The sequence below is a fragment of the Micromonospora echinofusca genome, assembly GCF_900091445.1.
GTDB lineage: Bacteria > Actinomycetota > Actinomycetes > Mycobacteriales > Micromonosporaceae > Micromonospora > Micromonospora echinofusca.
On the sequence record NZ_LT607733.1, the window covers coordinates 2,878,497 to 2,904,607 of the forward strand.

The 26,111-nt window shown below is 74.4% G+C and carries 26 protein-coding genes and 1 pseudogene; 10 read left to right on the forward strand and 17 right to left on the reverse strand.

Annotated elements, in window-relative coordinates; all coding sequences use genetic code 11:
* The first annotated feature begins 7 nt into the window (after positions 1-7).
* Genes dgoD through GA0070610_RS12600 form a run of 5 tightly spaced genes read left to right on the forward strand, consistent with a single transcriptional unit; the run spans position 8 to position 4,549 of the window.
* Complete coding sequence (gene dgoD / locus GA0070610_RS12580) at positions 8-1,156, forward strand: galactonate dehydratase (protein WP_089000205.1); 1,149 nt, start codon at positions 8-10, stop codon at positions 1,154-1,156.
* Positions 1,157-1,160: 4 nt separating this feature from the next.
* Positions 1,161-1,799: a bifunctional 4-hydroxy-2-oxoglutarate aldolase/2-dehydro-3-deoxy-phosphogluconate aldolase gene (locus tag GA0070610_RS12585; protein ID WP_089000206.1), complete on the forward strand. Its 639-nt coding sequence runs from the start codon at positions 1,161-1,163 to the stop codon at positions 1,797-1,799.
* A complete protein-coding gene (locus GA0070610_RS12590; protein WP_089000207.1) occupies positions 1,796-2,749 on the forward strand; it encodes a sugar kinase in 954 nt (317 codons plus the stop codon). Before GA0070610_RS12585 ends, GA0070610_RS12590 begins: the two co-directional genes overlap by 4 nt.
* Before the next feature lie 32 nt (positions 2,750-2,781).
* The gene (gene manD, locus GA0070610_RS12595) at positions 2,782-4,011 is read left to right on the forward strand and encodes a D-mannonate dehydratase ManD (protein ID WP_089000208.1); all 1,230 of its coding nucleotides are present in this window, start codon (positions 2,782-2,784) and stop codon (positions 4,009-4,011) included.
* Positions 4,001-4,549 carry a gluconokinase gene (locus GA0070610_RS12600; RefSeq protein WP_089000209.1) on the forward strand — a complete coding sequence of 183 codons (549 nt, stop codon included), beginning with the start codon at positions 4,001-4,003 and terminating at the stop codon, positions 4,547-4,549. Before manD ends, GA0070610_RS12600 begins: the two co-directional genes overlap by 11 nt.
* Before the next feature lie 122 nt (positions 4,550-4,671).
* Here the strand turns inward: GA0070610_RS12600 and GA0070610_RS12605 are convergent, their stop codons facing one another.
* From GA0070610_RS12605 to GA0070610_RS12685, 17 genes and pseudogenes are all read right to left on the reverse strand, one after another.
* A complete protein-coding gene (locus GA0070610_RS12605) occupies positions 4,672-5,088 on the reverse strand; it encodes a YchJ family protein (protein WP_089000210.1) in 417 nt (138 codons plus the stop codon).
* 147 nt (positions 5,089-5,235) lie between these two features.
* A complete protein-coding gene (locus tag GA0070610_RS12610; protein WP_089000211.1) occupies positions 5,236-5,607 on the reverse strand; it encodes a hypothetical protein in 372 nt (123 codons plus the stop codon).
* Between the two features lie 109 nt (positions 5,608-5,716).
* Positions 5,717-6,748, reverse strand: coding sequence for a methyltransferase (locus GA0070610_RS12615; protein WP_089000212.1), 1,032 nt, complete (start codon positions 6,746-6,748; stop codon positions 5,717-5,719).
* Positions 6,745-7,917, reverse strand: a complete 1,173-nt coding sequence (locus GA0070610_RS12620; RefSeq protein ID WP_089000213.1) for an aminotransferase class V-fold PLP-dependent enzyme — start codon at positions 7,915-7,917, stop codon at positions 6,745-6,747. Before GA0070610_RS12620 ends, GA0070610_RS12615 begins: the two co-directional genes overlap by 4 nt.
* Positions 7,914-9,266, reverse strand: coding sequence for a tryptophan 2,3-dioxygenase family protein (locus tag GA0070610_RS12625; protein WP_089000214.1), 1,353 nt, complete (start codon positions 9,264-9,266; stop codon positions 7,914-7,916). The genes GA0070610_RS12620 and GA0070610_RS12625 overlap by 4 nt, the downstream gene beginning before the upstream one ends.
* 100 nt (positions 9,267-9,366) lie before the next feature.
* The gene (locus tag GA0070610_RS12630; RefSeq protein ID WP_089000215.1) at positions 9,367-10,041 is read right to left on the reverse strand and encodes a tryptophan 2,3-dioxygenase family protein; all 675 of its coding nucleotides are present in this window, start codon (positions 10,039-10,041) and stop codon (positions 9,367-9,369) included.
* A 245-nt stretch (positions 10,042-10,286) separates the two neighbouring features.
* Positions 10,287-10,787, reverse strand: a pseudogene (locus GA0070610_RS12635) (glycosyl hydrolase family 28-related protein); the annotation flags it as partial.
* Positions 10,788-11,028: 241 nt separating this feature from the next.
* The gene (locus GA0070610_RS12640) at positions 11,029-12,033 is read right to left on the reverse strand and encodes an LLM class flavin-dependent oxidoreductase (RefSeq protein ID WP_172896522.1); all 1,005 of its coding nucleotides are present in this window, start codon (positions 12,031-12,033) and stop codon (positions 11,029-11,031) included.
* Entirely contained in the window at positions 12,030-12,356 is a 327-nt protein-coding gene (locus GA0070610_RS12645) for a TIGR04076 family protein (protein WP_089000216.1), read from the reverse strand. The genes GA0070610_RS12640 and GA0070610_RS12645 overlap by 4 nt, the downstream gene beginning before the upstream one ends.
* Positions 12,353-12,730 (reverse strand): nuclear transport factor 2 family protein, encoded by a 378-nt coding sequence (locus GA0070610_RS12650; RefSeq protein ID WP_089000217.1) that lies wholly within the window; start codon positions 12,728-12,730, stop codon positions 12,353-12,355. The genes GA0070610_RS12645 and GA0070610_RS12650 overlap by 4 nt, the downstream gene beginning before the upstream one ends.
* Before the next feature lie 46 nt (positions 12,731-12,776).
* Positions 12,777-14,423, reverse strand: a complete 1,647-nt coding sequence (locus GA0070610_RS12655) for a DUF885 domain-containing protein (RefSeq protein WP_089000218.1) — start codon at positions 14,421-14,423, stop codon at positions 12,777-12,779.
* Positions 14,420-15,658 (reverse strand): amidohydrolase family protein, encoded by a 1,239-nt coding sequence (locus GA0070610_RS12660; protein WP_089000219.1) that lies wholly within the window; start codon positions 15,656-15,658, stop codon positions 14,420-14,422. The genes GA0070610_RS12655 and GA0070610_RS12660 overlap by 4 nt, the downstream gene beginning before the upstream one ends.
* A 10-nt stretch (positions 15,659-15,668) precedes the next feature.
* On the reverse strand, positions 15,669-16,652 hold the full coding sequence (locus tag GA0070610_RS12665) for an ABC transporter ATP-binding protein (RefSeq protein WP_089000220.1): 984 nt from the start codon (positions 16,650-16,652) through the stop codon (positions 15,669-15,671).
* Positions 16,649-17,626 (reverse strand): ABC transporter ATP-binding protein, encoded by a 978-nt coding sequence (locus tag GA0070610_RS12670; protein ID WP_089000221.1) that lies wholly within the window; start codon positions 17,624-17,626, stop codon positions 16,649-16,651. Before GA0070610_RS12670 ends, GA0070610_RS12665 begins: the two co-directional genes overlap by 4 nt.
* A gap of 3 nt (positions 17,627-17,629) precedes the next feature.
* Complete coding sequence (locus GA0070610_RS12675) at positions 17,630-18,547, reverse strand: ABC transporter permease (protein ID WP_089000222.1); 918 nt, start codon at positions 18,545-18,547, stop codon at positions 17,630-17,632.
* Positions 18,544-19,632 carry an ABC transporter permease gene (locus GA0070610_RS12680; RefSeq protein WP_197697838.1) on the reverse strand — a complete coding sequence of 363 codons (1,089 nt, stop codon included), beginning with the start codon at positions 19,630-19,632 and terminating at the stop codon, positions 18,544-18,546. Before GA0070610_RS12680 ends, GA0070610_RS12675 begins: the two co-directional genes overlap by 4 nt.
* Before the next feature lie 7 nt (positions 19,633-19,639).
* A complete protein-coding gene (locus GA0070610_RS12685) occupies positions 19,640-21,247 on the reverse strand; it encodes an ABC transporter substrate-binding protein (RefSeq protein WP_089000223.1) in 1,608 nt (535 codons plus the stop codon).
* 303 nt (positions 21,248-21,550) lie between these two features.
* Between GA0070610_RS12685 and GA0070610_RS12690 the strand changes: the two genes are divergently transcribed.
* From GA0070610_RS12690 to GA0070610_RS12710, 5 genes are all read left to right on the forward strand, one after another.
* Positions 21,551-22,087: a helix-turn-helix domain-containing protein gene (locus GA0070610_RS12690; protein WP_089000224.1), complete on the forward strand. Its 537-nt coding sequence runs from the start codon at positions 21,551-21,553 to the stop codon at positions 22,085-22,087.
* A 72-nt stretch (positions 22,088-22,159) separates the two neighbouring features.
* Complete coding sequence (locus tag GA0070610_RS12695; RefSeq protein WP_089000225.1) at positions 22,160-23,080, forward strand: dihydrodipicolinate synthase family protein; 921 nt, start codon at positions 22,160-22,162, stop codon at positions 23,078-23,080.
* The gene (locus GA0070610_RS12700) at positions 23,077-24,264 is read left to right on the forward strand and encodes an NAD(P)/FAD-dependent oxidoreductase (RefSeq protein WP_089000226.1); all 1,188 of its coding nucleotides are present in this window, start codon (positions 23,077-23,079) and stop codon (positions 24,262-24,264) included. The genes GA0070610_RS12695 and GA0070610_RS12700 overlap by 4 nt, the downstream gene beginning before the upstream one ends.
* Positions 24,257-24,574, forward strand: coding sequence for a (2Fe-2S)-binding protein (locus tag GA0070610_RS31390; protein WP_231926099.1), 318 nt, complete (start codon positions 24,257-24,259; stop codon positions 24,572-24,574). Before GA0070610_RS12700 ends, GA0070610_RS31390 begins: the two co-directional genes overlap by 8 nt.
* The gene (locus GA0070610_RS12710; RefSeq protein ID WP_089000227.1) at positions 24,571-26,037 is read left to right on the forward strand and encodes an FAD/NAD(P)-dependent oxidoreductase; all 1,467 of its coding nucleotides are present in this window, start codon (positions 24,571-24,573) and stop codon (positions 26,035-26,037) included. The genes GA0070610_RS31390 and GA0070610_RS12710 overlap by 4 nt, the downstream gene beginning before the upstream one ends.
* The last annotated feature ends 74 nt before the right edge of the window (positions 26,038-26,111 follow it).

Consider the following 26,111-nt stretch of genomic DNA (forward strand, 5'->3'; position numbering starts at 1 on the left):
GGACACCATGACCACGATCGAACGGGTGGAGACCTTCCTCGTCGCGCCGCGCTGGCTCTTCGTCCGGGTCGAGACCGCCAGCGGGATCGTCGGCTGGGGCGAGGCGACCTGCGAGGGCCGCTCCGAGACCGTCCGCACCGCCGTCGAGCAGCTCAGCGAGCTGCTGATCGGCAAGGACGCGCTGCGCATCGAGGACCACTGGCAGGTCATGACCAAGGGCTCGTTCTACCGGGGCGGGCCGATCCTGGCCAGCGCCGTCGCCGGGCTCGACCAGGCGCTGTGGGACATCGCCGGCAAGCACTTCGGCGCGCCGGTGCACCAGTTGCTCGGCGGCCCGGTGCGCGACCGGATCCGGGTCTACGGCTGGGTCGGCGGCGACGAGCCGAGCGAGGTACGCGACCAGATCGCCGCCGCCGTCGCCACCGGCCTGACCGCGGTGAAGATGAACGCCTCCGGCCGGATGAGCGCCGTCGCGTCCGTCGCCGAACTCGACGCCGTGGTGGCGCGGGTGGCCGCCGCCCGCGAGGTGCTCGGCGACGAGCGCGACGTGGCCGTCGACTTCCACGGCCGGTTCAGCCTCGCCACGGCCCGCCGGGTCGCCCCGCTGCTCGAGCCGTACCGGCCGTTCTTCCTGGAGGAGCCGGTGGTGCCGGAGAACTCGCACCTCATCGGCGAGTTCGTCCGCTCCACCACCACGCCGGTGTCGACGGGGGAGCGGCTCTACAACCGGCAGGAGTTCCTGCCGGTGCTCCAGGCGGGCATCGCGGTCGCCCAGCCGGACCTGTCGCACGCCGGCGGCATCACCGAGGTCCGCAAGATCGCCGCGCTGGCCGAGGTGTACGACGCGCAGCTCGCCCCGCACTGCCCGCTCGGGCCGATCGCGCTCGCCGCCTGCCTCCAGGTCGGCTTCGCCACGCCGAACTACCTGATCCAGGAGCAGAGCATCGGCATCCACTACAACCTCGGCGCCGAGGTGCTGGACTACTGCCTCGACAAGACCCCGCTGACGTTCGTCGACGGGTACGTCGAGCGGCTCACCGCACCCGGCCTCGGCATCGAGATCGACGAGGACGCCGTACGCGCGGCGGACGAGCGCGGCCACGCGTGGCGCAGCCCCACGTGGCGCCACCGCGACGGCTCCTACGCGGAATGGTGATCACATGACCGTCAACCTCACCGCCGAACTGACCGCCGCCCGCATCCTCGCGATCATCCGCGGCACCGACACCGCCGCCGCGATCGCCGCCGGCACCGCCCTGCTCCAGGAGGGCGTACGCGTCGTCGAGGTGGCCCTGACCACCCCGGACGCCCTGCGCGCGATCGAGGCGCTGCGCGCCGCGGCCCCCGCCGGAGCGTCGGTCGGCGCCGGCACCGTGCTGACCACCGCCGACGTCGCGGACGTGGCCGCCGCGGGCGCGCAGTTCGTGGTGACGCCCGCCGTGGTCGAGTCGATCGCCGAGGCGGCCCGGCGCGGCCTGCCGGTCGCCGCCGGGGCGCTCACCCCGACGGAGGCGTACACGGCGGTGCGGATGGGGGCGTCGGCGGTCAAGCTCTTCCCGGCGTCGGTCGGCGGCCCCGCGTACCTCAGGGCGGTGCGCGACCCCTTCCCGGACATTCCGTTCGTCGCGGTCGGCGGCGTCGGCCTGGACGATGTGCCCGGCTACCTGCGGGCCGGCGCCATCGCCGTCGGCCTGGGCGGTCCCCTGGTCGGCGACGCCGCCTCCGGCGGCGACCTGGAGGCGCTGCGGGCGCGGGCGCGCACCTACCTCGCCGCCGTGCAGGAGCCGGCCGCGTCATGACCGCACCGGACCTGCTCACCGTCGGCGAGGCCCTGGTGTCGCTGCGCTCGGCCGGCCCGCTCGCCGCCGGGGGACCGCTGACGATGCACCTGGCCGGCGCCGAGTCCAACGTGGCCGTCGCGGTGGCCCGGCTGGGCCACCGCGCCGCCTGGGTCGGCCGCCTCGGCGCCGACGAGTTCGGCGAGTACGCGCTGCGGCAGCTGCGCGCCGAGGGCGTCGCCGTCGACGGCGTGACCCGCGACCCGGACCGGCCGACCGGCCTGATGTTCCTGGAGCGGCGCACCGCCGACCTGACCCGGGTGCAGTACCACCGGGCCGGCTCGGCCGGCTCCGCCCTCGACGTCGACGACCTGCGGGCGCCGCTGGCCGTCGGCGCGCGGACGCTGCACCTGAGCGGGATCACCCCGGCGCTGTCCGACACCGCCCGCGCGGCCACCCGGTGGGCGGCCGAGGCCGCCGTCGCCGCGGGCGTACCGGTCTGCCTCGACGTCAACCACCGCGGGCGCCTCTGGTCCCGCGACACCGCCCGCGAGGTGCTCACCCCGCTGGCCGGGTACGCCTCGATCGTCGTGGCCTCCGCCGACGAGCTGGACCTCGTCGGCGACCCCGGGGCCGACGAGTCCACCGTCGTGGCGGACCTGCTGCGCCGCGGCGTGGACACGGTCCTGGTCAAGCTGGGCGGCGACGGCGCCCGCGCGCACACCCGCGAGGGCGTCGAGCGCGTCGGGGCGCTGAGCGTGACCGCCGTCGACGCCGTCGGCGCCGGGGACGCGTTCACCGCCGGCTACCTCTCCGGCTGGTTCGACGGGCTCGACCTGGCCGGTCGGCTGCGCCGCGCCGCCACCCTCGGCGCCTTCGCGGTCTCCAGCCCCGGCGACTGGGAAGGGCTGCCGCGCCGCGCCGAACTGTCCCTCCTCGACGGTCACGAGGCCGGAGACGTCCTCCGTTAGCCGCCGAGCACCCCGTAGAAGAAAGGCACCCCGTGAAGATCGTCGCCGCTGACGTCATCGTCTCCAGCCCCGACCGCAACTTCGTCACCCTGAAGATCACCACCGACGACGGCGTCACCGGCCTGGGCGACGGCACCCTCAACGGACGGGAACTCTCGGTCGCCTCGTACCTGCGCGACCACGTCGTGCCGCTGCTGATCGGCCGCGACGCGCACCGCATCGAGGACGCCTGGCAGTTCCTCTACCGCTCGGCGTACTGGCGTCGCGGGCCGGTCACCATGGCCGCCATCGCGGCCGTCGACGTGGCCCTGTGGGACATCAAGGCCAAGGCCGCCGGCATGCCGCTGTACCAGCTGCTGGGCGGTGCGTCGCGCACCGGCATCATGGCGTACGGCCACGCCTCCGGCCGGGACCTGCCGGAGCTTTTCGACTCGATCCGCCGGCACCTCGAGCAGGGCTACCGTTCGATCCGCGTGCAGACCTCGGTGCCGGGCATCAACGCGGTGTACGGCGTCGCCACCCAGCCCAGCGCCGCCGGCAAGCGCTACGACTACGAGCCCGCTCAGCGCACCCCGCTGCCGGCCGAGGAGGACTGGGACACCCGCTCCTACCTGCGCCACCTGCCCGGCGTGTTCGAGGCCGTCCGCAACGAGTTCGGCCCGGAGCTGCCGCTGCTGCACGACGGCCACCACCGGATGACCCCCATCCAGGCCGCGAAGCTCGGCAAGGCGCTGGAGCCGTACGACCTGTTCTGGCTGGAGGACTGCACCCCGGCGGAGAACCAGGAGGCGCTGCGGCTGGTCCGCCAGCACACCACCACGCCGCTGGCGATCGGCGAGGTCTTCAACACCGTCTGGGACTACCAGACGCTCATCCGCGAGCAGCTCATCGACTACGTCCGCTCCGCCGTCACGCACACCGGCGGCATCACGGCCATGCGCAAGCTGCTCGACTTCGCCGCCCAGTACCAGATCAAGTCCGGCATCCACGGCCCGACCGACATCTCGCCGGTCGGGATGGCCGCCGCCCTGCACCTGGACCTGGCCATCCACAACTTCGGCATCCAGGAGTACATGCAGCACGGGGCGCTCACCAACGAGGTGTTCCGGCAGTCGTTCACCTTCGCCGACGGCTACCTGCACCCGGGGGAGCAGCCCGGGCTCGGCGTCGAGCTGGACGAGGAGGCCGCCGCGAAGTTCCCGTACGTGCCGGCGTACCTGCCGTTCAACCGGCTCCAGGACGGCACGGTCCATGACTGGTGAGACCGTCGCGCCCCCGACGCGGCACGTGGTCGTCATGGGGGTGTCCGGGGCCGGCAAGACGACCGTGGCCCGGGGCATCGCCGCCCGTACCGGACTGATCTTCGCCGAGGCCGACGAGTTCCATCCGCCGGCCAACGTGGCGAGCATGCGGGCCGGCGTGCCGCTGGACGACGTGGCGCGCCTGCCCTGGCTGCGCGATCTCGCCGGCTGGATGGCCGCGCGCGCCGCCGACGGCGTGTCGACGGTGCTGGCCTGCTCGGCGCTGAAGCGCTCCTACCGCGACACGCTGCGCCAGGGGCCGCCGAGCGTCGAGTTCGTCCACCTGGACGGCGCGGCCGAGGTGATCCGGGAGCGGATGGCCCGCCGCGCCGGGCACTACATGCCGCCGAGCCTGCTGGCGTCGCAGCTGGCCACCCTGGAACAGCCCCACCCGGACGAGTCGGTGCTGGTGCTGGACGTGGCGCTGACGCCGGACGAGCTCGTCTCGGCGGCGGTCGACCGGCTCGGCCTGGCGCGCGGCGTCGCCGCCAACGGCTGAGCGCGTCCCGGTCGCGGTGCCCCGGCGCCGCGACCGGGCGGCCGGTCTCGGCGCGGGTGCGCCGGCCGCTGGCAGTCCCGAGCGGGCGGCAGACCGGTCTCGGGCGGGTGGGCCGGTCGCCGTCAGTCGGGCGACCCGTCGAGGTAGACCCAGCGGCCCTCCTCGCGGACGAACCGGCTGCGCTCGGTCTGCGTGCCCGGCCGGCCGCCGGCACGGTGGTGGGCCCGGAACTCGACGGTGCCGGTGGCGTCGAACAGCCCGCCCCGGTCGGTGTCGACGATCTCCAGGCCCGTCCAGCGCTGGCCGGGATCGAGGTCGAGCCGGCCCGGTCGGGTCGAGGAGTGCCAGCTGCGCAGCAGGTACGCGGTGTCGCCGACGGCGAAGGCGCTGTAGCGCGAGCGCATCAGCGCCTCGGCCGTCGCCGCTTCCGCCTCGCCCCGGTGCAGCCGCCCGCAGCATCCCGCGTACGGCTGGCCGGAGCCGCAGGGGCAGGGCCGGTCAGGGTCGTCGGCCGCCCGCCGGCGGGGTCGCTTCGCCACCGGCCCATTCTGGCCGACGGCCCGGCGCGGCCGGCGTCCGGACCCGACCGCCGTCCGCGCGCGGGCCGGTGCGCGCGGCGGACGGCCGACCGGGACGGCACGACGCGTGGCTCCGGCCGACCGTCGCCCGGGCGTCGTGGTCCCGGCTCAGCCGGCGCTCGTCCGGGGTGCCCGTCGGGTGCCGAACGACTCCATGGTCGTCGCCTTGCGGGCGGGGGCCTTCGAGGCCGCGCCGGCGCGGGTCGCCGCGGCCTTCGCCGCCTTCCTCGCGGGTGCCTTCTTCGCCGGCGCTGCCGTGGCGGGCGCCTTGCGGGCGCGGGCCGGGGTCGCCGTGGCGGAGGTGTCCTTCTTCCGGGCCACGCGGGCGGTCGTCGGGGTCGGCTTCTCCCCCGGGGACCTGGCCGCGGTCGCCCCGGTGGCCCGCTTCGTGGCCGTCGCCACCTTCTTCGCCGCCGCCGCCCGCTTCATCGGGGCCTTGCGCGCCCCGGTGGCCTTCCTGGCCCGTCCTGCGTCCGCCATCGTCGCTCCTCGGGAATCGGCCCTGGGCGCACGGTCTTCCCCCGGCCCCGGCGGTCAAACGCCGGGGCCGACGCGGCGCGGGAGCCGGCCCGGCCCCCGCGCGGTCGCGTCACGTCCCGGTCGCCGGCTTGTACGCGCAGACCAGTTCCCAGCCGCCGGGCAGCACCCTCACCCGCTCGAAGCCGACCTCCTTGAGCAGGCCGGTGTAGAACTCGACCTCCCGCAGCCGGCTCACACAGGTGTCGACCCCGATGAGGAAGTAGCTCCAGAAGAACTGCATCGCCAGCCGGTCCGGGGTGCGGAACTCCTCGCAGATCAGCAGCATCCCGCCCGGCTCCAGGGCCGCGTACGCCTTCTCCACCAGCCGGCGGGTGACCTCGTTCGGCCAGTCGTGCAGCACCCGGACGAACGCCATGGCGTCGTAACCCGGCGGCAGCGGCTCGGCGAGGAAGTCCCCGCCGACGAAGCCGAGCCGGCCGACGTGCCCCCGCTCGGCCCGGGTGGCCGCCACCAGCGGCGCCACGGCCGGCAGGTTGTACACGTCGACCCGCAGCCCCGGGGCGTCGTCGAGGACGTGCGCGGCGAGCGTGCCGTCGCCCCCACCGACGTCCAGCAGGCGGCGCCGGTCCGACCACAGCCGGTCGGCGTTGCGGTGCACGGCCTCGATCACCGGGCCGAGACCGACGGCCATGCTGCGTTCGAAGTCGGCGGTCTGCGCATCGGTCTTCGGCGGCCAGGCGAAGTCGTCGTCGCCCATGCTGACCTCGCCGCGCAGGCTCTCGCCCAGCCGGCCGTGCAGCCGCCGCCAGGGGTAGCGGTCCCGGTCCCGCTCGATGGCGTCGGGGCCGACCACCGCCGCCACGGCGTCGCGCAGGCCGGGCGCCGCCCGGTACGTGGCCGAGGCGAGGTCGTCGCCCGGTTCGTTGCGCGCGACGAAGCCGAGGCTCTCCAGGCAGTCGAGGAACTTGTAGAGCCGCAGGGGCCGCACGTCGAAGCGCTCGGCGAGCGCGCCGAGGCTGACCGGCCCCGGCTCCAGGGCGTCGAGCAGGCCCATGCCGAGCGCGGTCTCCAGGACGTCCATGGCCTTGGGCCCGTTGGCGAGCAGGCTCATCAGCGCCCGCGGCGACAGGGTGACGTTCACCGGTCCAGCTCCTCTTCCAGCGCGTCCATGAATGCGTCGATCTCCTCTAGGGTGTTGTAGACGTGCGGGCCGATGCGCAGGTAGCCCCGCCAGCTGCAGACCATGTCCCGCGCGGCCAGTCGCCGCTTGACCGCCTCGCCGTCGGCGACGTCGAGGCAGACCACGCCGCCGCGCCGGTGCGGCTCGACCGGGCTGACCACGCTGATGCCGGCCGCCGCCGCCCGCTGGAGGACCCGGGACGTGCAGGCGAGCGAGTGCCGCCGGATCGCGGCGGCGCCCACCCCCGCCAGCAGGTCCAGCCCGACCTGGGAGACCAGCGAGGTGAGGGGGTACGGCGTCCCGCCGGCGAAGCGCCGGGCGCCGGGCGCCCAGCCCGCCGACGGCTGGAAGGTCAGTGCCCGGTCGCCGGCCTGCCAGCCGGTGGCCGCCGGTTCCAGCCGGGCCGCCAGGTCCGGGCGGACGTACAGGAAGGCGGTGCCGACTCCGCACAGCCACTTGTGCGCGCCGCCGAGGACGACGTCGACGCCGAGCGCCGTCACGTCCAGCGGCACGACGCCGACGGTCTGGAAGGCGTCGACGACCACCAGGGCGCCGACGTCGTGGGCGCGGCGGACCAGTCGGGGCAGGTCGATGGTGGCGCCGGAGGAGAAGCTGGCGTGCGGGACGCACACGAGCAGCGTCCGCTCGTCGATCCGCGCTTCGAGGGCGTCCTCGTCGAAGTGCGGGCCGCCCGAGGAGACGACGTCGAGGCGCGCGCCGTAGCGGCGGAACGCGGTGAAGATGAACGGCACGGTCGGGTACTCCAGGTCGGTGGTGACGACCCGGTCGCGCGGCGCGCGGTAGTCGAAGCAGGACGCCACCCGGGCGAGCAGGGTGCTCAGGTTCGCGTCGGTGACCACGCTGCCCGGTGGCGCACCGATGAGGGCGGCGATCGAGTCGGCGTACCGGTCGAGGCCGACGTGCCAGTCCTGCCAGACGTCGTCGCGCCAGCCGCGCAGCGTCTCCCAGTAGTCGGTGAGCACGTGCTCCGCGCCCCTGGGCACCGCCCCGGTGGAGTTGTTGTTCAGGTAGACACAGGTGGACAGCAGCGGGAACTCGGCGCGCAGGGCGGCATGGGCTCCGGCGTCGAGGCACCCGGGCGTGTCGGGTGCCGGTTCGGGCGAGGTCATTCGGGGCTGCCTCCGCTCGGTCCGGTCCCCGAGGAGGGATCCGGGTCGGGGGTGACGGAGCTGAAGACCGGGATGGACCGCACGGCGGCCAGGTAGGGCGTGCCCTCGGTGTAGCCGGTGCCGGGGCGCGGCCCGAGCATCCGGGTGGCCAGCCGGTGGTGGGTACGCCGCCACTGGAGCACGGCCGCCGCGAACGCGCCCATGGCCCGGGCCACCAGGTCGACGTCCGCCCCGGTGAGCGAACCCGCGCGCACCGCGGCCCGGAACGCCTCGTCGATTGACGGCTGCCCGGCGTGCACCCGGTCGCGTACCTCCGGCACCTGCTCGTAGGCGGGCGACTCCAGCCGCGCCGCCTCCGGGGTGCGGCACAGCGACTCCATCAGCTTGTAGGAGCGGGACTGGATGGCGCTGGCCCCCTCGGTGTACTGACGGAACGTCCGGAACGCCGCCGGCTGCATGGTGGCCAGCAGCGAGAACAGCGGCCCGGCGGCGGTGAGGAGCTGACAGCCGTACGCCAGCCGGTCGGCCGCCACCCGCGCCCGACCGGCGGCCAGGGCGGCGATCGTGGCCCGCAGTTCGTCGACGAGCCCCGCGAAGAGGCACTCGTACGCCTGGAGCACCCGGATGAACAGGTACTCGTCGTGCGAGACGTAGACCGGCAGCATGCTCAGCCACAGTGCCGGCTCCCCGGCGGGGGCGCGGTCGGCGGCGAGGGCGCGCAGCACGGCCGCCGGCTCCTGGGCCGCCCCGGCCAGGCCCAGGCGGGCGAGGGCGGGGGCCGCGGCCCGTACGCCGAGCCGGTGCCGCTTGGCCACCACCTCCCGGCCCGGCCGGTCCTCGGGCAGCAGGTCGGTGGCCTCCGACGCGGCGGCCGCCTCGAACGCCAGCGCGTCGGCGACCAGGCGGACGAGCAGCCGGTCGCGGTCGCGGCGGGCGCGGTCGGGGTGTGCGGCCGGCCCGCCGGCGGGCACCGCCTCCGTGCTGCCCGGCCGGTCGTCCGCGCCGCAGGGCTCGTCGTCCGCGCCGCCCGGCCCGTCGTCCCGTCCGTCGTCCGCCCCGCAGGGCAGCCGGAGTAGGCGCAGCGCCAGGTAGCTGCGGTAGTCGTAGCGGCCGTCCCACTTGTCGAGCGCGACGTCGAGGAAGTCGCGCAACTGCCGGACCGCGGGCGTGGGCGGGTCGGGGGCCGGGGCGGTCACCTGGGCCCGGACGTGGTCCAGCAGCGCCAGGAGCTCCTTTTCCACGAAGTGTTTGCCGACCCGGTGGAACTCGGCCAGCACGGGAGAATAGGGAAAATCGTCCGCCTCGGCGGCACCCGACATCCAACTCGTCAGTTCACGCACGAACCGCACCTCGACATTCGGCTCGTGTCAACCGTGGACGGGGAGACAATTGAAAAATTGAGGGGTGGGCGGGGATTGCGGCGACCGCTCGGCACGGGAACGGTCGCTTTCACCCGTGCAGGGTCTTCACGCGGGCCTGCCACAGTTCCGGGAAGAACCGGTGCCCGATGAGCTTGGCGAGCACGGTCGCCTCGGCGCCGTCGGGGGCGTGCCCGCCGACGCGCAGGGCGGCCTGGTAGTGCCGCACCCGCCACAGCGACACCCGCTCGTCCCACTCCATCATCGCCTCGGCGAGCAGGTGGACGGGGTCGGTCGGGTCCGCCCGGCGCAGCTCGGCCAGGGCGGTGCCGTGCGCGGCGAGGTGGTCGGTGAACGCCAGGCCGAGCTGCCGGCTGGCCGCCTGGACCCGCCGCCAGCCCGGCGACTCGGCGCCGGAACCCTTGCCCAGTGCGGGCTGCATGGCCTCGAAGGCGGCCGGGGAGAGGTGTCGGAACATCTCCAGCTGGTCGGTGATCAGCCGTACCCCGAGGGTCGCCCGGGTCAGCAGCGGCCCGGCCGCCGCGGGTTCGCCGGCGCGGATCCGGGCGACCGCCTCGGTCAGCTCGGCCGCCGCGAGCTTCAGCCACAGCTCGGTGGACTGGTGCACCACCTGGAAGAGCAGCTCGTCGCGGTGGATCATCTCCGCCGGGCTCCGTTGCAGGTCGAGCAGCGCGTCCGTGCGCATGTAGCGCGCGTAGTCCGTGGCGCCGTCGCCAGGTAGAACAGGTGAGTGGTCCCGCTTCACGGAATTGTCCCCTTCGGTCGGCGTCGCTGCGTCGGGAACCGTCGGCCCGACAGCGCGTGCGGCGGCCATTATGCAACGACGAAAGGCAATGTGTCACGCCTCCGTCGCGGGCCGTGTCCGACTCCGGAAAGGGGAGGTTTCCGCCATTTTCTGCGATACATAAAGGCGGCGGAATAGCACATAGATCAACATGGGTCAATAGCGGTGGGCGGCTGACATGTCACACGGCCGCCGGCGGCCGTGTCTCACCAGGGCGACGGTGGCGGCACGACCGGCGGTCGGTCCTCGCAGGTGATGGTGTTGGGCAGTTGCCACGGGGCCAGCCAGCCGCCGTCGTTGCCGCCGAGATCGGTGAGGGCGAACTCCGAGCCGGTCGCCGGGAAGTTGAACGACCCGCAGTTGTTGACGCCGACGGCGCCGACGTTGCGGGCGTCGACGTTGCGCAACGAGGCCGAGCCCGCCGCGCGGGCGCTCAGCACGGAGGTGCCCGTGCCGTCGACCCGGATGTCCTGGAACCGGACGCCGGTGATCGAGTGGAGGTCCTTCACCGGCCAGTCGCTGACCAGCATGATGGCGTTGTACGTGTTGTCGAGGTAACTGTCCCCGATCACGTCGACGGTCGCGTCGATGTCCCGGTCGAGCGCGTAGAACCAGATGGCCCCCAGCCCGATCTACCAGTTCAGCTCGTACGTGCCGGCGCGGGCGGTGGTGTTGCCGGTGATCAGCAGCCGCCCGGTGAAGGGCTCGTTGAACTCGTCGAACATCGACACGCGGCCCTGGGCGCCGAGCCGGGTCATGCGGCCAGGTCGGGGACGTTGACGTTGGTGTGGAACCAGTCGAGCCCGTCGAGGGTGCAGGTGCGGCCGACCATCCACGGCGAGAGCATGTGGAACGCGTGGTAGACCTCGGAGAAGCCCGGCCGGGAGTCGTGGGGCGGCGGGGCCCGTGACGGGAGCGGGCCGGTGCACGCCCGCCCCCGTCACGGCGTCATCCCCGCAGCAGCGGAAGTACCCGGCGGCCGAGCAGGTCGACGCCGCCGGTCGGGGTCAACCCGTGCGGGGTGCCGAACTCCACCCGGGTCGCCCCGGCGTCGAACACCGCGGCGGCCTGCGCCGCGACGTGCTCGGGAGTGCCGGAGAAGGCGAACAGATCCAGCAGGTCACCGCCGATCAGCGCGCCGGCCACGTCGTGCTCCTGGCGGGCGACGTGCCGCTGGATGCGCGCCAGCAGCTCCGGGTCGATGTCGACGTTCGGGTCGAGGGCGGCGACGACCGCCAGGTACATGGCGACCTCCGTACGGGCCACCCGGCGGGCCAGGGCGCCGTCCTCGTCCACCACGGTCACCGCCCCGATGACCACACCCACCTGGTCCCGGCCGGCGGGCGTGGCGTCGTCCAGCCAGGCCCGCATCGTCTTGGCCATCGCGGGGTTGGCCGACCCGCCGACCTTGATCTCCGAGGCGAACGCGGCGGCCGTCCGGGCGGTCTGCTGCCCCCACGTACCCACCAGGACGGGCACGTCGGTGCGGACCGGGGCGTAGCGCAGGGCCGTGCCGGGGGCCACCGTGAACTCCCGGCCCGCGAAGCCCCGCTCGTCGCGCGACAGCAGCAGCCGCACCACCTCGACGGTCTCGGCGATCCGCCGCAGCGGCCGGGCCTGCGCCACCCCGACCTGGTCCAGCCAGGTGCCCCGGGCCAGCCCGAGGTAGGCCCGCCCGTTCGACGCCAGGTCCAGGGCGGCGACCTGCCCGGCGATCTCCACCGGATGCATGGTGAACGGGTTGAGGCAGGCCGACCCGAGCCGGATCCGCCGGGTGTGCCGCGCCGCCACCAGCAGGGGGAAGAACGGCGGCTGGTACATCAGGTCGCCGAAGACCGACAGCACGTCGAAGCGGTGCCGTTCGGCGAGTTCGGCCAGCGCCGCGTACTCGTCGGCGCTCTTGTCGGACTGGAGTCCGATGCCGACCAGTCGGCGACCCTCGTCGGTGCTCACGTCAGTTCCTCCGTCGGGATCCGTCGCCGGGCGGTCCGCTCGATGCGCATGATGACCCGCTCGTCCGGGTCGGGGCAGGCCACGTGGCAGTCGCGGGCCAGCCAGTCCTCCGGCGGCAGCGGTCGCTGCTTGGCCGGCAGCAGCGGCAGGCACGCCGCCAGGGCGTACAGGCAGAAGTGCCGACCCGTGGGGATGCGGAGCCGGTTCGACTCGGTCAGGTCGATGTAGTCCCCCGGCTGGAGGCCGCAGACGGAGCGGCCCTCGATGCGTTCCACCACGACCCGCAGGTCGTACAGGTCGGTGACCGGTTCCTCGGCGCTCATCGCAGCGCCTCCGCGTGGTGGTGCACGATCCGCCAGCCCCGCTCGTCGCGGCGCAGCACGTCCGTCACCCGGAAGCACTCGTCCGGCTGCCCGGCCGCGTACCGGGCCCGCAGCACGTAGCGGACCAGGCCGGTGTCGCCCCACGCCTCGGTGCGGAGCTGCTCGGGGGCGACCGAGGTCGGGGACGCGGCCGCTGCCCGGGCGGACGCCCGACGGTCCCGCAGGTCGTCGAGGGCGGCCAGGCCGTCGAGCAGGTCGGGCGCGTCGGACTCCCAGATCGTCAGGTCGGGGTGCAGCCGGGCGTCGAACGCCGCTCGGTCGCCCAACGACCGGTACATGTCGGTGATGGCGGCGGTGAGATCGTCAACGGTCATCGGGACTCGCTTCCGGTCGGGGCGGACGGGGGTGTCGGGGGGTGGATCAGGAGAGTTCGGCGAGGCGGGCGCGCAACGGATCGAGCCCCATCGGGCCGAGCCGCAGGGCGCGGTGGTGGAACCGCTTGCGGTCGAACCCCGCGCCCTCGCGCCGTTCGGTTTCCCGGCGGGCCTGCTGCCACAGCCGCGCCCCGACCTTGAAGGCCAGCGCCTGCGCCGGCCAGCCGAGGTAGCGGTCGACCTCGAAGCGTGCGGTCGCCGGGTCCAGCCCGGCGACGCGGGCCAGGAAGTCCACGGCCAGCGCGGGGGTCCACCGGCGCGCGTCGGTGAAGCCGGTCCCGGTCGGGATCGGCACGTCCAGGTGCAGGCCGAGGTCGATGACCACCCGGGCGGCGCGCCACATCTGCCCGTCGAGCATCCCGAGCCGCTCGGCCGGGCCGGTGTAGAGGCCCACCTCGTCGGCGAGGCGTTCGGCGTAGTGCGCCCAGCCCTCGGCGTACCCGTGCACCTGGCACAGCGAACGCTGCCACGGGTGCAGGCCGGCGGTGGTGAGGGTGATCGCGTGCTGGAGGTGGTGCCCGGGCAGCCCCTCGTGGCAGAGCGTCCCGACGTGCCGCCACACCGGCACCGTCGACTCGCCGGGGGGCGTCGACCACCAGATCCCGCCCGGGCGGGTCAGCCCGACGTCGGGCGGGGTGTAGTACATGACGCCGGAGGCGGCGGGGCTGATCCGGCACACCACGCGGCGGGTGGCGGCCGGGATGTCGAAGTGCGCACCGTCCAGGGCGTCGGTGAGCCGTTCGGTGCGCTCGCGCAGCCAGCGCTCCAGGTCGGGCCCGACCGGCACCCGGCCGGCGGGGTCGGCGTCCAGCGCGGCCCGCGCCGACGCCACGTCCGGGTGGCCCAGCTCGGCGGCGACCGCGCGCTGCTCGGCGGCGGTGCGGGCCAGCTCCTCCCAGCCGTACGCGTACAGCTCGTCCAGGTCGACGCTCGCGCCGAGGAAGCTGCGCGCCGTGACGGCGTACAGGTCGCGGCCGACGCCGTCGACCGCGCTGGCCCGGGGCGCCAGCTCGGTACGCAGGAACGCGGCGAAGTCCGCCGTCGCGGCGGCGGCCGACCGCGCCCCGGCGGCCAGCTCCCCGGCCAGCGGTCCGTCCGGACACCCGGCCACCAGCCGGCCGTAGAAGTCGTCGGAGGTGACCCAGGCGGTGCACTGGTCGGCGACCGCCAGCACCTGCCGGCGCGCGACGAGCTGCCCCCGCCCGGCCGAGCGGCGCAGCGTCTCGGCGTACTGCCCGAGCGCCGTCGGCACCCGGCGCAGGTGCGCGGCGACGACCGCCCAGTCCCGCTCGCTGTCGCGCGGCAGGTTGTCGAAGACCTGCCGGACCAGGTGCACCGGCGTCGCCAGCGGGGCCAGCAGCCGGGTGGTGAAGCCCGCGTCGTACAGGTCGACCTCGCTGGCCAGCCGGTCGGTCAGCGCGCCCGCGAGGGCCCGCTGCGCGGTGCCGTCGGCGCTGGCGCCGGCCGCCGCGGCGGCGGTGCGGCGGGCCAGCTCCGCGCGGGCGGCGAAGCCGTCGGGGGAGAGGTCCGCGAAGTGCGAGTCGGGGGTACGCCCCGCCGCCTCGGCGGCCTCCGGATCCAGTTCGGCGAGCGCGTCGAGGTACCCGTCGGCGACCTCGACGATCGTGGTCATCGCGCGTCCCGCAGGCGGCCGTGGTCGTCGCGGTACGACACCCCGCCCTTGATCACGGCGTGCAGGCTGCGCAGCGCGGACACCGAACGGGTGGGGTCGTCGCGCAGGACCAGCAGGTCGGCGTGCTTGCCGACCTCGACGCTGCCGAGCGTGTCGGCCTGACCCAGCCACTGCGCGGGGCGGATGGTGGCGGACTTCAGCGCGTCGGCGACGGGCATCCCGGCGTCCACCATGAACTCCAGCTCCCGCACGGTGGCGGTCGTCTCGTCGTAGCCGGCGTGCGGCGGCATGTCGCTGCCCAGCGCGATCGGCACGCCGTTGCGGATGGCGTGCTGGAGGCTCTCCCAGTGCCGGGGCCCGGCCGACAGGGCGCGGTCCATCAGCCAGCCGGGCACGCCGGCGTCGCGGAAGAACTGCTCGCAGCGGCTGACCACGATCGTCGGCACGTACCAGACGCCGCGCTCGGCCATCAGCCGGGTCACCTCGTCGGTCAGCTCGTAGCCGTGCTCGACGCAGTCCAGGCCGAGTTCCACGGCGCGGCGCACCGACTCGGCCGGGCCGGCGTGCGCGGTCACCTTGCGGCCCCAGTCGTGCGCCACCCGGATCACGGCTGCCAGCTCGTCGTCGAGCAACTGGGGGGTGTCGATCGACTCGAACTCGCCGGCGATGCCGCCGGAGATGCACACCTTGATCAGGTCGGCGCCGGCGCGGATCTGCTGCCGGGTGAGTCGGCGGAATCCGTCCGCCCCGTCGGCCTCCAGGGCGTCGGCCTCCCAGCCGTGCCCGCCGGTGCAGCAGAGGGCGTGCCCGGCGGTGAAGATCCGCGGGCCGTCCACCGCGCCGCGCTCGATGCCCTTGCGCAGGGCGAAGTCGGCGTAGCGGCTCTCGCCGACGAGGCGGGCGGTGGTGACCCCGGAGTGCAGGGTCCGGCGCGCCGAGTCGGCCATCAGCAGCACCAGCTCGGCCAGGTTCGACCGGTGCACCTCGTCGCCGAAGTGGCCGGGCAGCCCGAGCGAGAGGTGCACGTGCATGTTGGTCAGGCCGGGCATGACGTGGTCGCCGTGCAGGTCGACCACCCGGGCGTCGCCGGCCTCGGCGAGGACGTCGTCGACCGGCCCGACCGCGCGGATCGTGCCGTCGGCGCCGATCCAGACGCCGCTGTCGCGCTGCACGTCGTCGCGTACGCCGTCGTAGAGCGCGAGGTTGACCAGGACCTGTTCGGTGGGGATGTGCATGCGGTGTCCTCTACGCGGCGGGCACGGTGCTCGGTGCCACCGTGGGGTCGTTGAGCCAGCAGGCGGCGCTGCGGCCGCCGAGGTCGAGCGTGGGTGGGTGCTCGCCGCACGGCGCGAAGGCGTGCGGGCAGCGTGGCCGGAACCGGCACCCGGTCGGCGCCTGCGCCGGGTCGGGCACCTCGCCGGCGAGCGTCCTGGGCAGCTGCGGGTGCGGCCCGATCTGCGGCACCGCGTCGATCAGCGCCCGGCTGTACGGGTGCCGGGGTGCGCGCCACAGCTCGCGGGTGGGCGCGGTCTCGACGATCCGGCCCAGGTACATCACCGCCGTGACGTCGGCGATCTCGTGTACCAGGGAGAGGTCGTGCGAGATGAACAGCATGCCCATGTCGAGGTCGCGGACCAGCCCGACGAGCAGGTTGACCACCTGCGCCTGGGAGGACGCGTCCAGCGCGGTGACCGGCTCGTCCGCGATGATCATCCGGGGTTCCGGCGCGAGCGCCCGCGCGATGGCGAGCCGCTGCCGCTGGCCGCCGGAGAACTGGTGCGGGTACCGCTCCGCCGCCGAGGCGGGCATGCCGACGCGGTCCAGCAGCTCGGCCACCCGCGCCCGGCGGGCGGCGCCGGTCACCGTGTCCGGCACCCCGTCGAGCAGCTGCGCGCCGATGGTGCGCCGGGGGTTCAGCGACGCGTACGGATTCTGGAACACCATCTGGAGTCCCACCTGCGGCACCGGCCGGCGACGCCAGCCCAGCGGGGTGACCGGGCGCCCGGCGAACCGGATCGCCCCGGCGCTCGGGGCGGCCAGCCCGACCGCCACCCGGGCCAGCGACGACTTGCCGCAGCCGGACTCGCCGACCAGGCCGACGATCTGCCCGGGCGCCACCTCGAGGCTCACCCCGGCCACGGCCCGGACCGGTCCCCGGCCGCGCGCCCTGTACTCGACCTCGACGTCGCTGATCTCGAGCAGGTTGCCCGAGTCGACCGGCTCGTTCATGCCGCCACCTCCAGGTGCGGACGGACCACGCAGGCCACGGACCGGTCGTCGCCGGCGGGGGAGAGCGGGGGCGGCGCGGTCTGGCAGGACGGCTCGGCGAATCCGCACCGGGGCTGGAACGGGCACCCGGGCGGCGCCTGCCCCGGCGCCGGCGGACCGCCCGGGATGGGCCGCAGGGTGCCGACGGACTGGGTGCCGTGCGGGCGGGCGCCGAGCAGCGCCGCCGTGTACGGGTGCCGCGGCGCGGTGAGCAGCGCCCCGGTGGGCCCGGTCTCCACCACCCGCCCGGCGTAGAAGACGTACCCGCGGGTGGTCAGCGCGCTGAGCACCCCCAGGTCGTGGGTGATGAACGCGACGGCCAGCCCGGTCTCGGCGCGCAACTGCTCCAGCAGCGCCAGGATGCCGGCCTGCACCGTCACGTCCAGTGCGGTGGTCGGCTCGTCGGCGATCAGCAGCCGGGGGCGGGCGGCGAGGGCGATCGCGATGGCGGCCCGCTGCCGCATGCCGCCGGAGAACTGGTGCGGGTACGCCCGTACCGCCCGCTGCGGGTCGGGGATGCGGACCTGCTCGAGCAGCTCCACCGCCCGCCGGTCGGCCGCCCGCCGGTCCAGGCCCAGGTGGACCTGCATGTGCTCGGTGAGCTGCCGGCCGATCGTGAGCATCGGGTGTAGCGCCGCGGTGGGGTCCTGGAAGACCATCGCGATGCCGGCGCCGCGTACCTTCTGCCAGCGCCTGGTGTCCAGGCCGAGCAGTTCGGTGCCGGCGAAGCGGGCCGATCCGGTGACCTTGGCACCGGCGGGCAGCAGCCCGAGCAGGGTCTGCGCGGTGAGGCTCTTGCCGCAGCCGCTCTCCCCGGCGATGCCGACCATCTCGCCCTCGTCGACGGTGAACGACACGTCGTGCAGGATCGGCAGCGGCCCCGTGGGGCCGGGCAGGGTGACGGCCAGGGAGTCGACCTCGAGCAGGGGTGCCATCTCTCAACGTCCCTTCGCGTAGCGGGGGTCGATCCGGTCGCGCAGGGCGTCGCCGAGCACGTTGAAGGCCATCACCACGGTGAGGATGGCCAGACCGGGGAACACGCTGACCCACCACATGGAGAGGTCCTGCGAGCCGAGCGCCACCATCGAGCCCCACTCGGCGGCTGGCGGGCGGGGGCCGAGGCCGAGGAAGGACAGGGCCGACAGCAGCAGCACGGCGTTGCCGAGTTCCAGGGTGGCCAGCACGATGGCCGGGCCCACGCTGTTGGGCAGGACGTCGCGGCGCAGCGCGCGCAGCGGCCCGATGCCGAGCAGCCGGGCGGCGCTGAGGTAGTCCTCGCCGCGCATGGTCAGCACGGCGCTGCGGATGACCCGGGCGTACACCGGCCAGGAGACGATGACCAGCGCGAGGACGGCGTTGCGGGTGCTGGGCCCGAACGCGGCCGTGACCGCCATCGCCAGGATGATCTGCGGGAACGCGAAGACCAGGTCCGTCAGGCGCATCAGCGCCTCGTCGACGAACCGGCCCACGTAGCCGGCGACCAGACCGAGCAGGCCGCCGATCAGCAGGGCGAGCGAGACGATGGCGAGCGCGAGCGGGATCGACAGGCGGGCGCCGTGGACCACCCGGCTGAACACGTCCCGGCCGAGGGAGTCGGTGCCGAACCAGTGCGTGCCCGACGGCGGCGCGTAGGCGTCCGGGCTCTGCGCCAGCGGGTCGTACGGCGCCACCAGCGGGGCGAACAGCGCCACCAGCAGCCACCCGCCGAGGATGACCAGCGCCGCCAGGGCGATCGGCTGGCGCCAGATGGGCCGCCCGGTCCGGCGCCCGCGCAGCCGGCCCAGGAAGCGACGCCGGGCCAGCGCGTCCGTCGCCTTCGGGTCGGGCGCCACGGGGTCGGGTGCGAGTGTGGTCATGACAGGCGGATCCTCGGGTCGATGAGTCCGTACAGCAGGTCGACGGTGAGGTTGACCAGCGTGTAGACCAGCGCGACGAAGAGGCTGACGCCGAGGATCGCGGGCAGGTCCAGCGCCGTCGCGCTGCGGTACGCGTACTGGCCGAGGCCCGGCCAGCCGAAGATGTTCTCCACCAGCACCGTGCCGGAGAGCAGCGAGGCGAAGGCCAGCCCGGAGACGGTGATCACCGGGACCAGGCCGGCGCGCAGCAGGTGCCGGCGGAACACCACCCGGGCGGGCAGGCCCTTGGCGTACGCGGCCCGGATGTAGTCCTGCTGGAGCACCTCCAGCATGGAGGAGCGGACGAAGCGGACCAGCATCGCCACCGTCAGGCTGGTCAGCACGAGCACCGGCAGGATCAGGTGCTGGGCGGCGTCCCAGGCGACGTCCCACTGACCGGCGAGGGCGGCGTCGACCGTGTACATGCCGGTCACCGTCGGAGGCGGGCTGAAGTCGGTCGACAGCCGCCCGCCGCTGGGCGCCAGGCCGAGCTGGTAGAAGAACACGTAGAGCACGACGAGCGACAGCCAGAAGGGCGGGGTGGACAGGCCGAGCAGCGCGCCGACGCGGATCAGCTGGTCGGTGACCCGACCGTTTCGCACGGCGGCGAGCATGCCGATCCCGGTGCCGATCAGCAGCGCCAGCACCATCGTGGGGATGGCCAGTTCCATGGTCGCCGGCACGTACTGCAACAGGTCGTCGGCCACGGTCCGGCCGGTCTGCTGCGAGATGCCGAGATCGCCCTGGAACAGGTTGCCCAGGTACTGCAGGTACTGCACGTACAGCGGCTGGTCCAGGCCCCACTTCTCGCGGAACGCGGCCACCGTCGCGGGATCGTTGAGCGCCTGGTCGGAGAGGTTGGCCGTGACCGGGTCGCCGGGCACCACGGTGACCAGGCCGAACGTCACGATCGTGACGCCCAGCAGCAGGCCGGCGGTGATGGCCACCCGCTTGAGCAGGAAGACCAGCAGGGCCCGGTGCGGCCGGGGCCGGGACACGGTCGTGGTGACCGCGCCCGGCTCGGCGTCGTCGACTGTCGTCGTCATGGAGTGACTACCCCCGGCCCACCGCGGCCAGGTCGACCTGCCAGCCGGCGGCGGTGTAGTCCGTGCCGGTCAGGTCGCCGCTCGCCACCACGGTGGAGGAGTTGCTGGCCAGGACCACGTACGGGCTGGCGGCGTTCATCGCCCGCTGCCACTCCTGCATGGCGGCGGCCCGGGCGGCCAGGTCGAGGGTCTCGGTGACCTTCTTGCCGGCGGCCACGACGGCCGGGTCGGCCCGCTCCACCGTCCAGCCCGAGCGCAGCGCGGTGGCCTGGCCGGGGGACATGTTGTTGATCAGCGAGTCGGCGACCGGGTAGTTCAGGCTCTGCGGGGTGAACCCGAGGGCCATCTTGCCCGTACGCATCTCGTCGAGGAAGGTGGTCAGCGGCTGCGGGGTCAGCTCCAGCTTGATGCCGGCCTCGGCGGCGTCACCCTGCACCTTCGTCGCGACCGTGCCCAGGTCGACCCCCTTGTAGGTGATGGCCGGGTAGTTGAACTTCACCGTCGGGTTGCTCAGCCCCGCCTCGGTGAGCAACGCCTTGGCCTTCGCCACGTCACGCTTGGACTGCTCGGCCTCGGGCAGCGCGCCCGGGTAGGCGGGGGCCACCAGCCCGGCGCCGGGGGCGGCGCCCTTGCCGTACAGCCCGGCGATGCCCTCGTAGTCGATGGCGGCGCGCAGTGCCTGGTTGAACTTCGCGTTCGAGGTCACCGGGGAGACGGCCGGGTCGGCGTTGAGGAAGAGGAAGTAGACGGTGTCCTGCATCGCGGAGGTCTTCAGGCTGCCCGGCAGCCCCTCCAGCAGCTTGCCGGAGATGTCCAACGCGATCTCGGAGCCGCCGGCCCGCTGCATGGTCAGCTTCTGGGTCTGCACGTCCATGTTGCGCAGCACGACGCGGCTGAACTCGGGCTTGGTGCCCCAGTAGTTGGGGTTGGCCTCCAGCACCACCTGCGCCGACGGGTCGTACGACTTGAGCACGTACGGGCCGCTGCCGACCGAGTTCGTGTCGAGGTACTGCTGCGCGGTGTCGCTCTTCGCGGCGTCGGCGGCGTCCGTCGCGCCGTGCTCCTTGGCGACCTTGGAGTTGACCACGCCGGTCGACGGCATCGCGAGCACCACGGGGATGTTCGGGTCGGCGGTGGCCGAGGTGACCACCACGGTCCGCTCGTCGGTCTTGGCGAACGTGAGGCCGCTGACCATGACCGCCGGGCTGGCCTTGACGTTCTTCAGCCGGTTGAGGGAGAAGACCACGTCGTCGGCGGTGAGCGCGGTGCCGTCGGAGAACTTCACGCCCTCGCGCAGCTTGAAGGTGAAGGTCTTGGCGTCGGGCGACGCCTCGTACGACTCGGCCAGCGCCGGGACCGGCTTGCTGACGTCCGAGCCCTCGAAGGTCAGCAGGGTGTCGTAGAGGGAGTGCACGGCGGTCAGGCCGGTCGCCTCGTAGATCCGGCCGGGGTCGAGGGTCTTGAGGACGAACGAGGTGTTGACGGTGAGGGTCTTGGCCGAACCGCCGTTACCGCTTCCTCCGCTGCCGCCCGCGCTGCACGCGGTGCTGGAGGCTATGGCCAGCGCCGCCAGAGCGATCGCTCCGACGCGGAGCCGGCGAGGGGACACCGACATGCTGTTCCTACCTTCGTATGGGCCGGCCCGGGCGGGACGGGTTCTGAGGGCTGTTCGGGCCCGGCGACGCCGGGACGCCGCGGCCGGGCCGCTGGTGCCAACCGCAGCGGCTTTCGCGGGTCTTCGCGGTTGTGCCGCCATGGGGTTGGATGTACCCGGACGGGACTCGTGTCCGGTTCGTGCCTCGACGCCGCTTGTCTAGTAGCGCCAAACACGTTCACCTTGTGTTTGACCACCCTAGACAGCGGCGTATAGTCACGTCAAACATTTCTAGCCACACTGTTTTGGAACGAGGAAAGACGCATGCTCGGTGACCAGCTCCGCGACCTGCGCCAGCAGCACTCCCTCACGCTGCGCCAGCTCGCGGCCGCGGCCGACGTGTCGCCCGCCCTGCTCAGCCAGATCGAGAACGGCGCCACCGACCCCAGCCTGGCCACCCTGCGTAAGCTCGCCAAGGTCTTCGACACCTCCATAGCGGCGCTGTTCTCCGAGCCGGACGCCCCGCTGGTGCACATCAGCCGGCCCGGCTCGCGGTCCCGGCTCGCCGCGCCCCCCGGGCAGATCGCCTACGACCGGCTCACGCCGGGGCGGGGCGACCTGGAGGTGCTCGAAGCCGAGCTGGCGCCCGGCGACGCCAGCTCCACCGAGCCGTGGGCGCACCCCTCGACCGAGTGCGCCATCGCCGTCACCGGCGAGGTGGTGGCCGAGATCGGCGGCGAGAAGTACGTGCTGAAGACCGGCGAGGCGATCACCTTCGACTCCCGGCTGCCCCACCTCTACCGCAACGCCAGCGACCAGCGGGCCCGGCTCATCATCGCGGTCACCCCGCCGACCCCCTGACCCACCCGGCACGTCGTCCGGCCCGCGTCGCGCACGTGGGCGGTACGACGCCGCCCGTCGAAAGGACCCGCAGTGGACCGTGACAGCGTCGACTGGTTCGGCTACCTCCCGGCCGTCACCACCCCGTTCACCGCCACGGGCGAGCTGGACCTCGCCGCCTGGCGCGGGCAACTGGACTGGCTCGCCGCCGAACGGATGCACGGGCTGATCGTCGGCGGGACCACGGGCGAGTGGTTCAGTCTCAGCGAACAGGAACGGGCCGCGCTGTTCCGGGCGGCCGCCGACCGGGTCGGCGACCGGCTCACGGTGCTCGGCGGCTGCAACGCGTACACCCCGGCGGAGGCCATCCGGCACGCCGAGGCCGCCCGCGACGCCGGCCTGCACGGCATCCTGCTCACCCCGCCGCCGTACGTGGTGCCCACCCGGGCCGAGGTGGTGGCCTTCTACCGGGCCGTCTCCGAGGCGGTCGACATCCCGCTCTGCGTCTACAACTGGCCCCGCGGCACCGGCGTCGACCTGGACGCCGACCTGCTGCTGGAGCTGAGCGCGCTGGACACCGTGGTGGCGGTCAAGAACTCCACCCCGGACTTCGGCGGGTTCGTCCGTGGTCTGGTCGCCCTGCGGCACCGCGTGCGCTACTTCGGCATCCCCACCAACGAGGTGGGCATCGAGCTGATGACCACCATCGGCGGCGACGGACTGATGGGGGCCGGCGCCGTGCTCGGCGCCGACCACCCCGACTTCTTCCGCGCCCTGCGCGCCGGCGACCTCGACCGGGCCCGGGTCCTCGGCGCGCGCGACCGGGTGATCATGGAGGACTGGTTCGGGCCGGACTACGGCGCCCGGTTCGGCAACGCGCAGGCGATCATGAAGTACGCGCTCACCCTGCGCGGCGTGCCGGCCGGGCACGTCCGCGCGCCGCTGCTCCCGCTGACCCCCGCCGAGCAGGACCGCGTCCGGGCCACCATGACCCAGCTCGACCTGCTCCCATGACTGCGTACGACACCGCCGTCATCGGCGGCGGCCTGCTCGGCTGCGCGACCGCCTGGCACCTGGCCCGCGCCGGCAACCGGGTCCTGCTCGTGGAGAAGGACCAGGTCAACCGGCACGCGTCCGGGCAGAACGCGGGCAGCCTGCACTTCCAGCTGGAGTTCCGGATGGTCGAGCACGGCGACGACGCGGCCCGCGCGGCGGCCCGCGCGCTCCCGCTGCACCTCGACGCCATGCGGGCCTGGGCCGGCATCGAGGACGTACTCGGCGAGCGGTGCGGGGTCTCGCGCACCGGCGGACTGATGCTCGCCGAGACCCCGGCGGAGATCGCCGTACTCGACCGCAAGGCGGCCCTGGAGCGCGAGTACGGCCTCGACGTCGCGGTCCTCTCCGGTGCCGAGCTGCGCCGGTTCGCGCCGTACCTGGCGGACACCGTGCTCGCCGCCGGCCACGTGCCCGGCGAGGGCAAGGCCAACCCCCGGCTGGTCACCCCGGCGCTGGCCCGGGCCGCCGGCCGGCACGGCGCCGTGCTGCGCACCGGCTGCCGGGTCACCGGGCTGCACCGGCGCGGCCGGCACTGGGAGCTGCGTACCGGCAGCGGGCCGGGGGACACCGCCGGGGAGACCCATCTCGCCGACACGGTGGTGCTCGCGGGCGGGGTGTGGACCGCGGAGCTGGCCGCTATGGCCGACGTGCGGCTGCCGGTCTTCCCCGTCGGGCTGACGATGAGCGCCACCGCCCGCAGCCGGCCGTTCCTGCCGCACCTGATCCAACACGTGGGCCGGCGGCTGTCGATGAAGCAGACCGAGGACGGCAACGTGCTCATCGGCGGCGGGTGGCCGGCCAAGCTGGTCAGCCGGGCCGGACGGGTCGACCTGGAGACCAACCCGGAGCTGCGCTACGAGTCGCTGGTCGGCAACGCCGACGCCGCCCGGGTGGTCCCGGCGGTGTGCGACCTGCCGCTGATCCGGACGTGGACGGGCATGACCACGCTCACCCCGGACCACCTGCCGCTGCTCGGCGCGGTCCCGCGCCGGCCCGGGCTGTACGTCGCCACCGGCGGCTCGGCCTTCACCCTCGGCCTCACGTACGCGCGGCTGCTCGCCGCCATGGTCGTCTCCGGCGAGGCCGACCGGTCGATCGAGGACTACTCACCCGCCCGCTTCGGAGCGCTGAACTTTGTCTGAACACCGCCCGCCGCAGCCGGCGCACGCGCAGGTGCCGCGGCGCACCGCGATGGACCGGCCCGCCCCGGTCACCATCGAGGTCGACGGGCGGCCCGTGTGCGCCCACCCGGGCGAGTCGCTGGCCACCGCGCTGCTCGCCGCCGGCAGACGGGCCGTCGGCACCACGCGTGGCGGCGCCCGCCGGGGGCCGTACTGCAACATGGGAATCTGCTTCGAGTGCGTCGTCACCGTGGACGACGTGCCCTGCCAGCGTTCCTGCCTGGTCCGGGTGCGCGACGGCATGCGGGTCCGCACGGCGGTGCCCCGGTGAGCGCCCCCGACGTGGTGGTGGTCGGCGCGGGCCCGGCCGGGCTCGCCGCCGCCGCCGTCCTCGGCCGGCACGGCGCCGTTGTCACCGTCGTCGACGAGCAGGAGCAGCCGGGCGGGCAGATCTACCGTCGACCGCCGGCCGGGTTCACCCCGCCGAAGGCCCCGGCCGCCGCCGGTCGGGCGCTGCTGGCCGAGGCCGCCGCCGCCCCCGGCGTGCGGTGGCTCGCCGACACCACCGTGTGGGGCGTCCTCGGCACCCGGGCGGGTCTCGACGGGTACGCGGGCCAGCAGCCCGCGCCGGGCCGCCACCGGGTCGCCACGCACGGCCCGACCGGGGTGCGCCTGCTCGAGCCCCGGGCGGTGCTGCTGACCGCCGGCGCGTACGACCTGCCGGTGCCGTTTCCCGGCTGGACCCTGCCGGGGGTGCTCACCGCGGGCGGCGTGCAGACGTTCGTCAAGGCGCAGGGCCTGCTGCCGGGCGGGCGGTTCGTGCTGGCCGGCGGCCACCCGCTGCTGCTGGTGGTGGCCGCCCAGCTGGTGCGCGCCGGCGCCCGGGTGGTCGAGGTCGCGCTGGTCCAGCGCCGCCGCGACCTGCTGCCCGGGCCGGCCGGGTTGGCCGCGCTGGCGGGTGCCGGCGGCAAGGTCGCCGAGGGCGTCGACGCGCTGCGCGTGCTGCGGCGGGCGGGGGTGCCGGTCCGGTTCGGCACGGTCGTGCGCCGCGCCCACGGCGACCCGGACCTGAGCGGGGTGACCCTCGCCGAGGTCGACCCGGCCGGGCAGCCGGCACCCGGCACGGACCGGGACGTGCCCTGCGACGTGCTGGCGCTGGGCTACGGCTTCGTCCCCTCCGTCGAGCTGGCCCGGCAGGCCGGCTGCGCGGTGGCCTGGGACCCGCCCGGGGGCGGCTGGGTGGTCCGGCACGACGAGTGGCTGCGTACCTCGGTGCCGCGGATCGCGGTGGCCGGCGAGCTGACCGGCGTCGCTGGCGCCGAGCAGGCGGCGGTCGAGGGCCGGCTGGCCGCCCTCGGCGTGCTGCGCGACCTGGGGCTGCTCGACGAGCGTCGGGCCGCCGCGCTGGCCCGCCCGGTGCGCCGGGAGCTGCGCCGCCGGCGCCGCTTCGTCACCCAGGTGCTCGACCGGTTCGCGCCGGACCGGGCGGCCCTGGGCGGTCTCGTCACCGACGACACCGTGCTCTGCCGCTGCGAGGAGGTACGCGCCGGCGACGTGCGCCGCGCGCTGCGGGCCAACCCGCACCTGGGCACCGCGAACGCGGTGAAGCTGGTGACCCGGGCCGGGATGGGCCTGTGCCAGGGCCGGTCCTGCCAGCCGGGCCTGTGTCAGCTCATCTGCACGCTCACCGGCCGCGGGCCGGAGGAGGTCGGGGCGTTCACCGCGCAGGCGCCGGTCAAGCCCGTACCGCTGCGCGCCCTCGCGGTCGGCGAGGCGCCGCCCGGTACGGACTGACCCGCCGGCCCGGCCGGCGCGCACCCCGGAGCGCAGTGCATTCGTGAATGTCAATCGCTAGATCGGTGGGGCGG

Excerpts from the sequence above, each read along its gene's own strand:
- GA0070610_RS12675 (WP_089000222.1), bottom strand. The coding sequence starts at position 18,547 with ATGACCACACTCGCACCCGACCCCGTGGCGCCCGACCCGAAGGCGACG.
- GA0070610_RS12690 (WP_089000224.1), top strand. The coding sequence starts at position 21,551 with ATGCTCGGTGACCAGCTCCGCGACCTGCGCCAGCAGCACTCCCTCACG.
- GA0070610_RS12620 (WP_089000213.1), bottom strand. The coding sequence starts at position 7,917 with ATGACCTCGCCCGAACCGGCACCCGACACGCCCGGGTGCCTCGACGCC.
- GA0070610_RS12660 (WP_089000219.1), bottom strand. The coding sequence starts at position 15,658 with ATGCACATCCCCACCGAACAGGTCCTGGTCAACCTCGCGCTCTACGAC.
- GA0070610_RS12700 (WP_089000226.1), top strand. The coding sequence starts at position 23,077 with ATGACTGCGTACGACACCGCCGTCATCGGCGGCGGCCTGCTCGGCTGC.
- GA0070610_RS12685 (WP_089000223.1), bottom strand. The coding sequence starts at position 21,247 with ATGTCGGTGTCCCCTCGCCGGCTCCGCGTCGGAGCGATCGCTCTGGCG.
- GA0070610_RS12670 (WP_089000221.1), bottom strand. The coding sequence starts at position 17,626 with ATGGCACCCCTGCTCGAGGTCGACTCCCTGGCCGTCACCCTGCCCGGC.
- GA0070610_RS12585 (WP_089000206.1), top strand. The coding sequence starts at position 1,161 with ATGACCGTCAACCTCACCGCCGAACTGACCGCCGCCCGCATCCTCGCG.
- GA0070610_RS12680 (WP_197697838.1), bottom strand. The coding sequence starts at position 19,632 with ATGACGACGACAGTCGACGACGCCGAGCCGGGCGCGGTCACCACGACC.
- GA0070610_RS12665 (WP_089000220.1), bottom strand. The coding sequence starts at position 16,652 with ATGAACGAGCCGGTCGACTCGGGCAACCTGCTCGAGATCAGCGACGTC.
- GA0070610_RS12655 (WP_089000218.1), bottom strand. The coding sequence starts at position 14,423 with ATGACCACGATCGTCGAGGTCGCCGACGGGTACCTCGACGCGCTCGCC.
- GA0070610_RS12645 (WP_089000216.1), bottom strand. The coding sequence starts at position 12,356 with ATGAGCGCCGAGGAACCGGTCACCGACCTGTACGACCTGCGGGTCGTG.
- GA0070610_RS12610 (WP_089000211.1), bottom strand. The coding sequence starts at position 5,607 with ATGGCGGACGCAGGACGGGCCAGGAAGGCCACCGGGGCGCGCAAGGCC.
- GA0070610_RS12590 (WP_089000207.1), top strand. The coding sequence starts at position 1,796 with ATGACCGCACCGGACCTGCTCACCGTCGGCGAGGCCCTGGTGTCGCTG.
- dgoD (WP_089000205.1), top strand. The coding sequence starts at position 8 with ATGACCACGATCGAACGGGTGGAGACCTTCCTCGTCGCGCCGCGCTGG.
- GA0070610_RS12600 (WP_089000209.1), top strand. The coding sequence starts at position 4,001 with ATGACTGGTGAGACCGTCGCGCCCCCGACGCGGCACGTGGTCGTCATG.
- GA0070610_RS12650 (WP_089000217.1), bottom strand. The coding sequence starts at position 12,730 with ATGACCGTTGACGATCTCACCGCCGCCATCACCGACATGTACCGGTCG.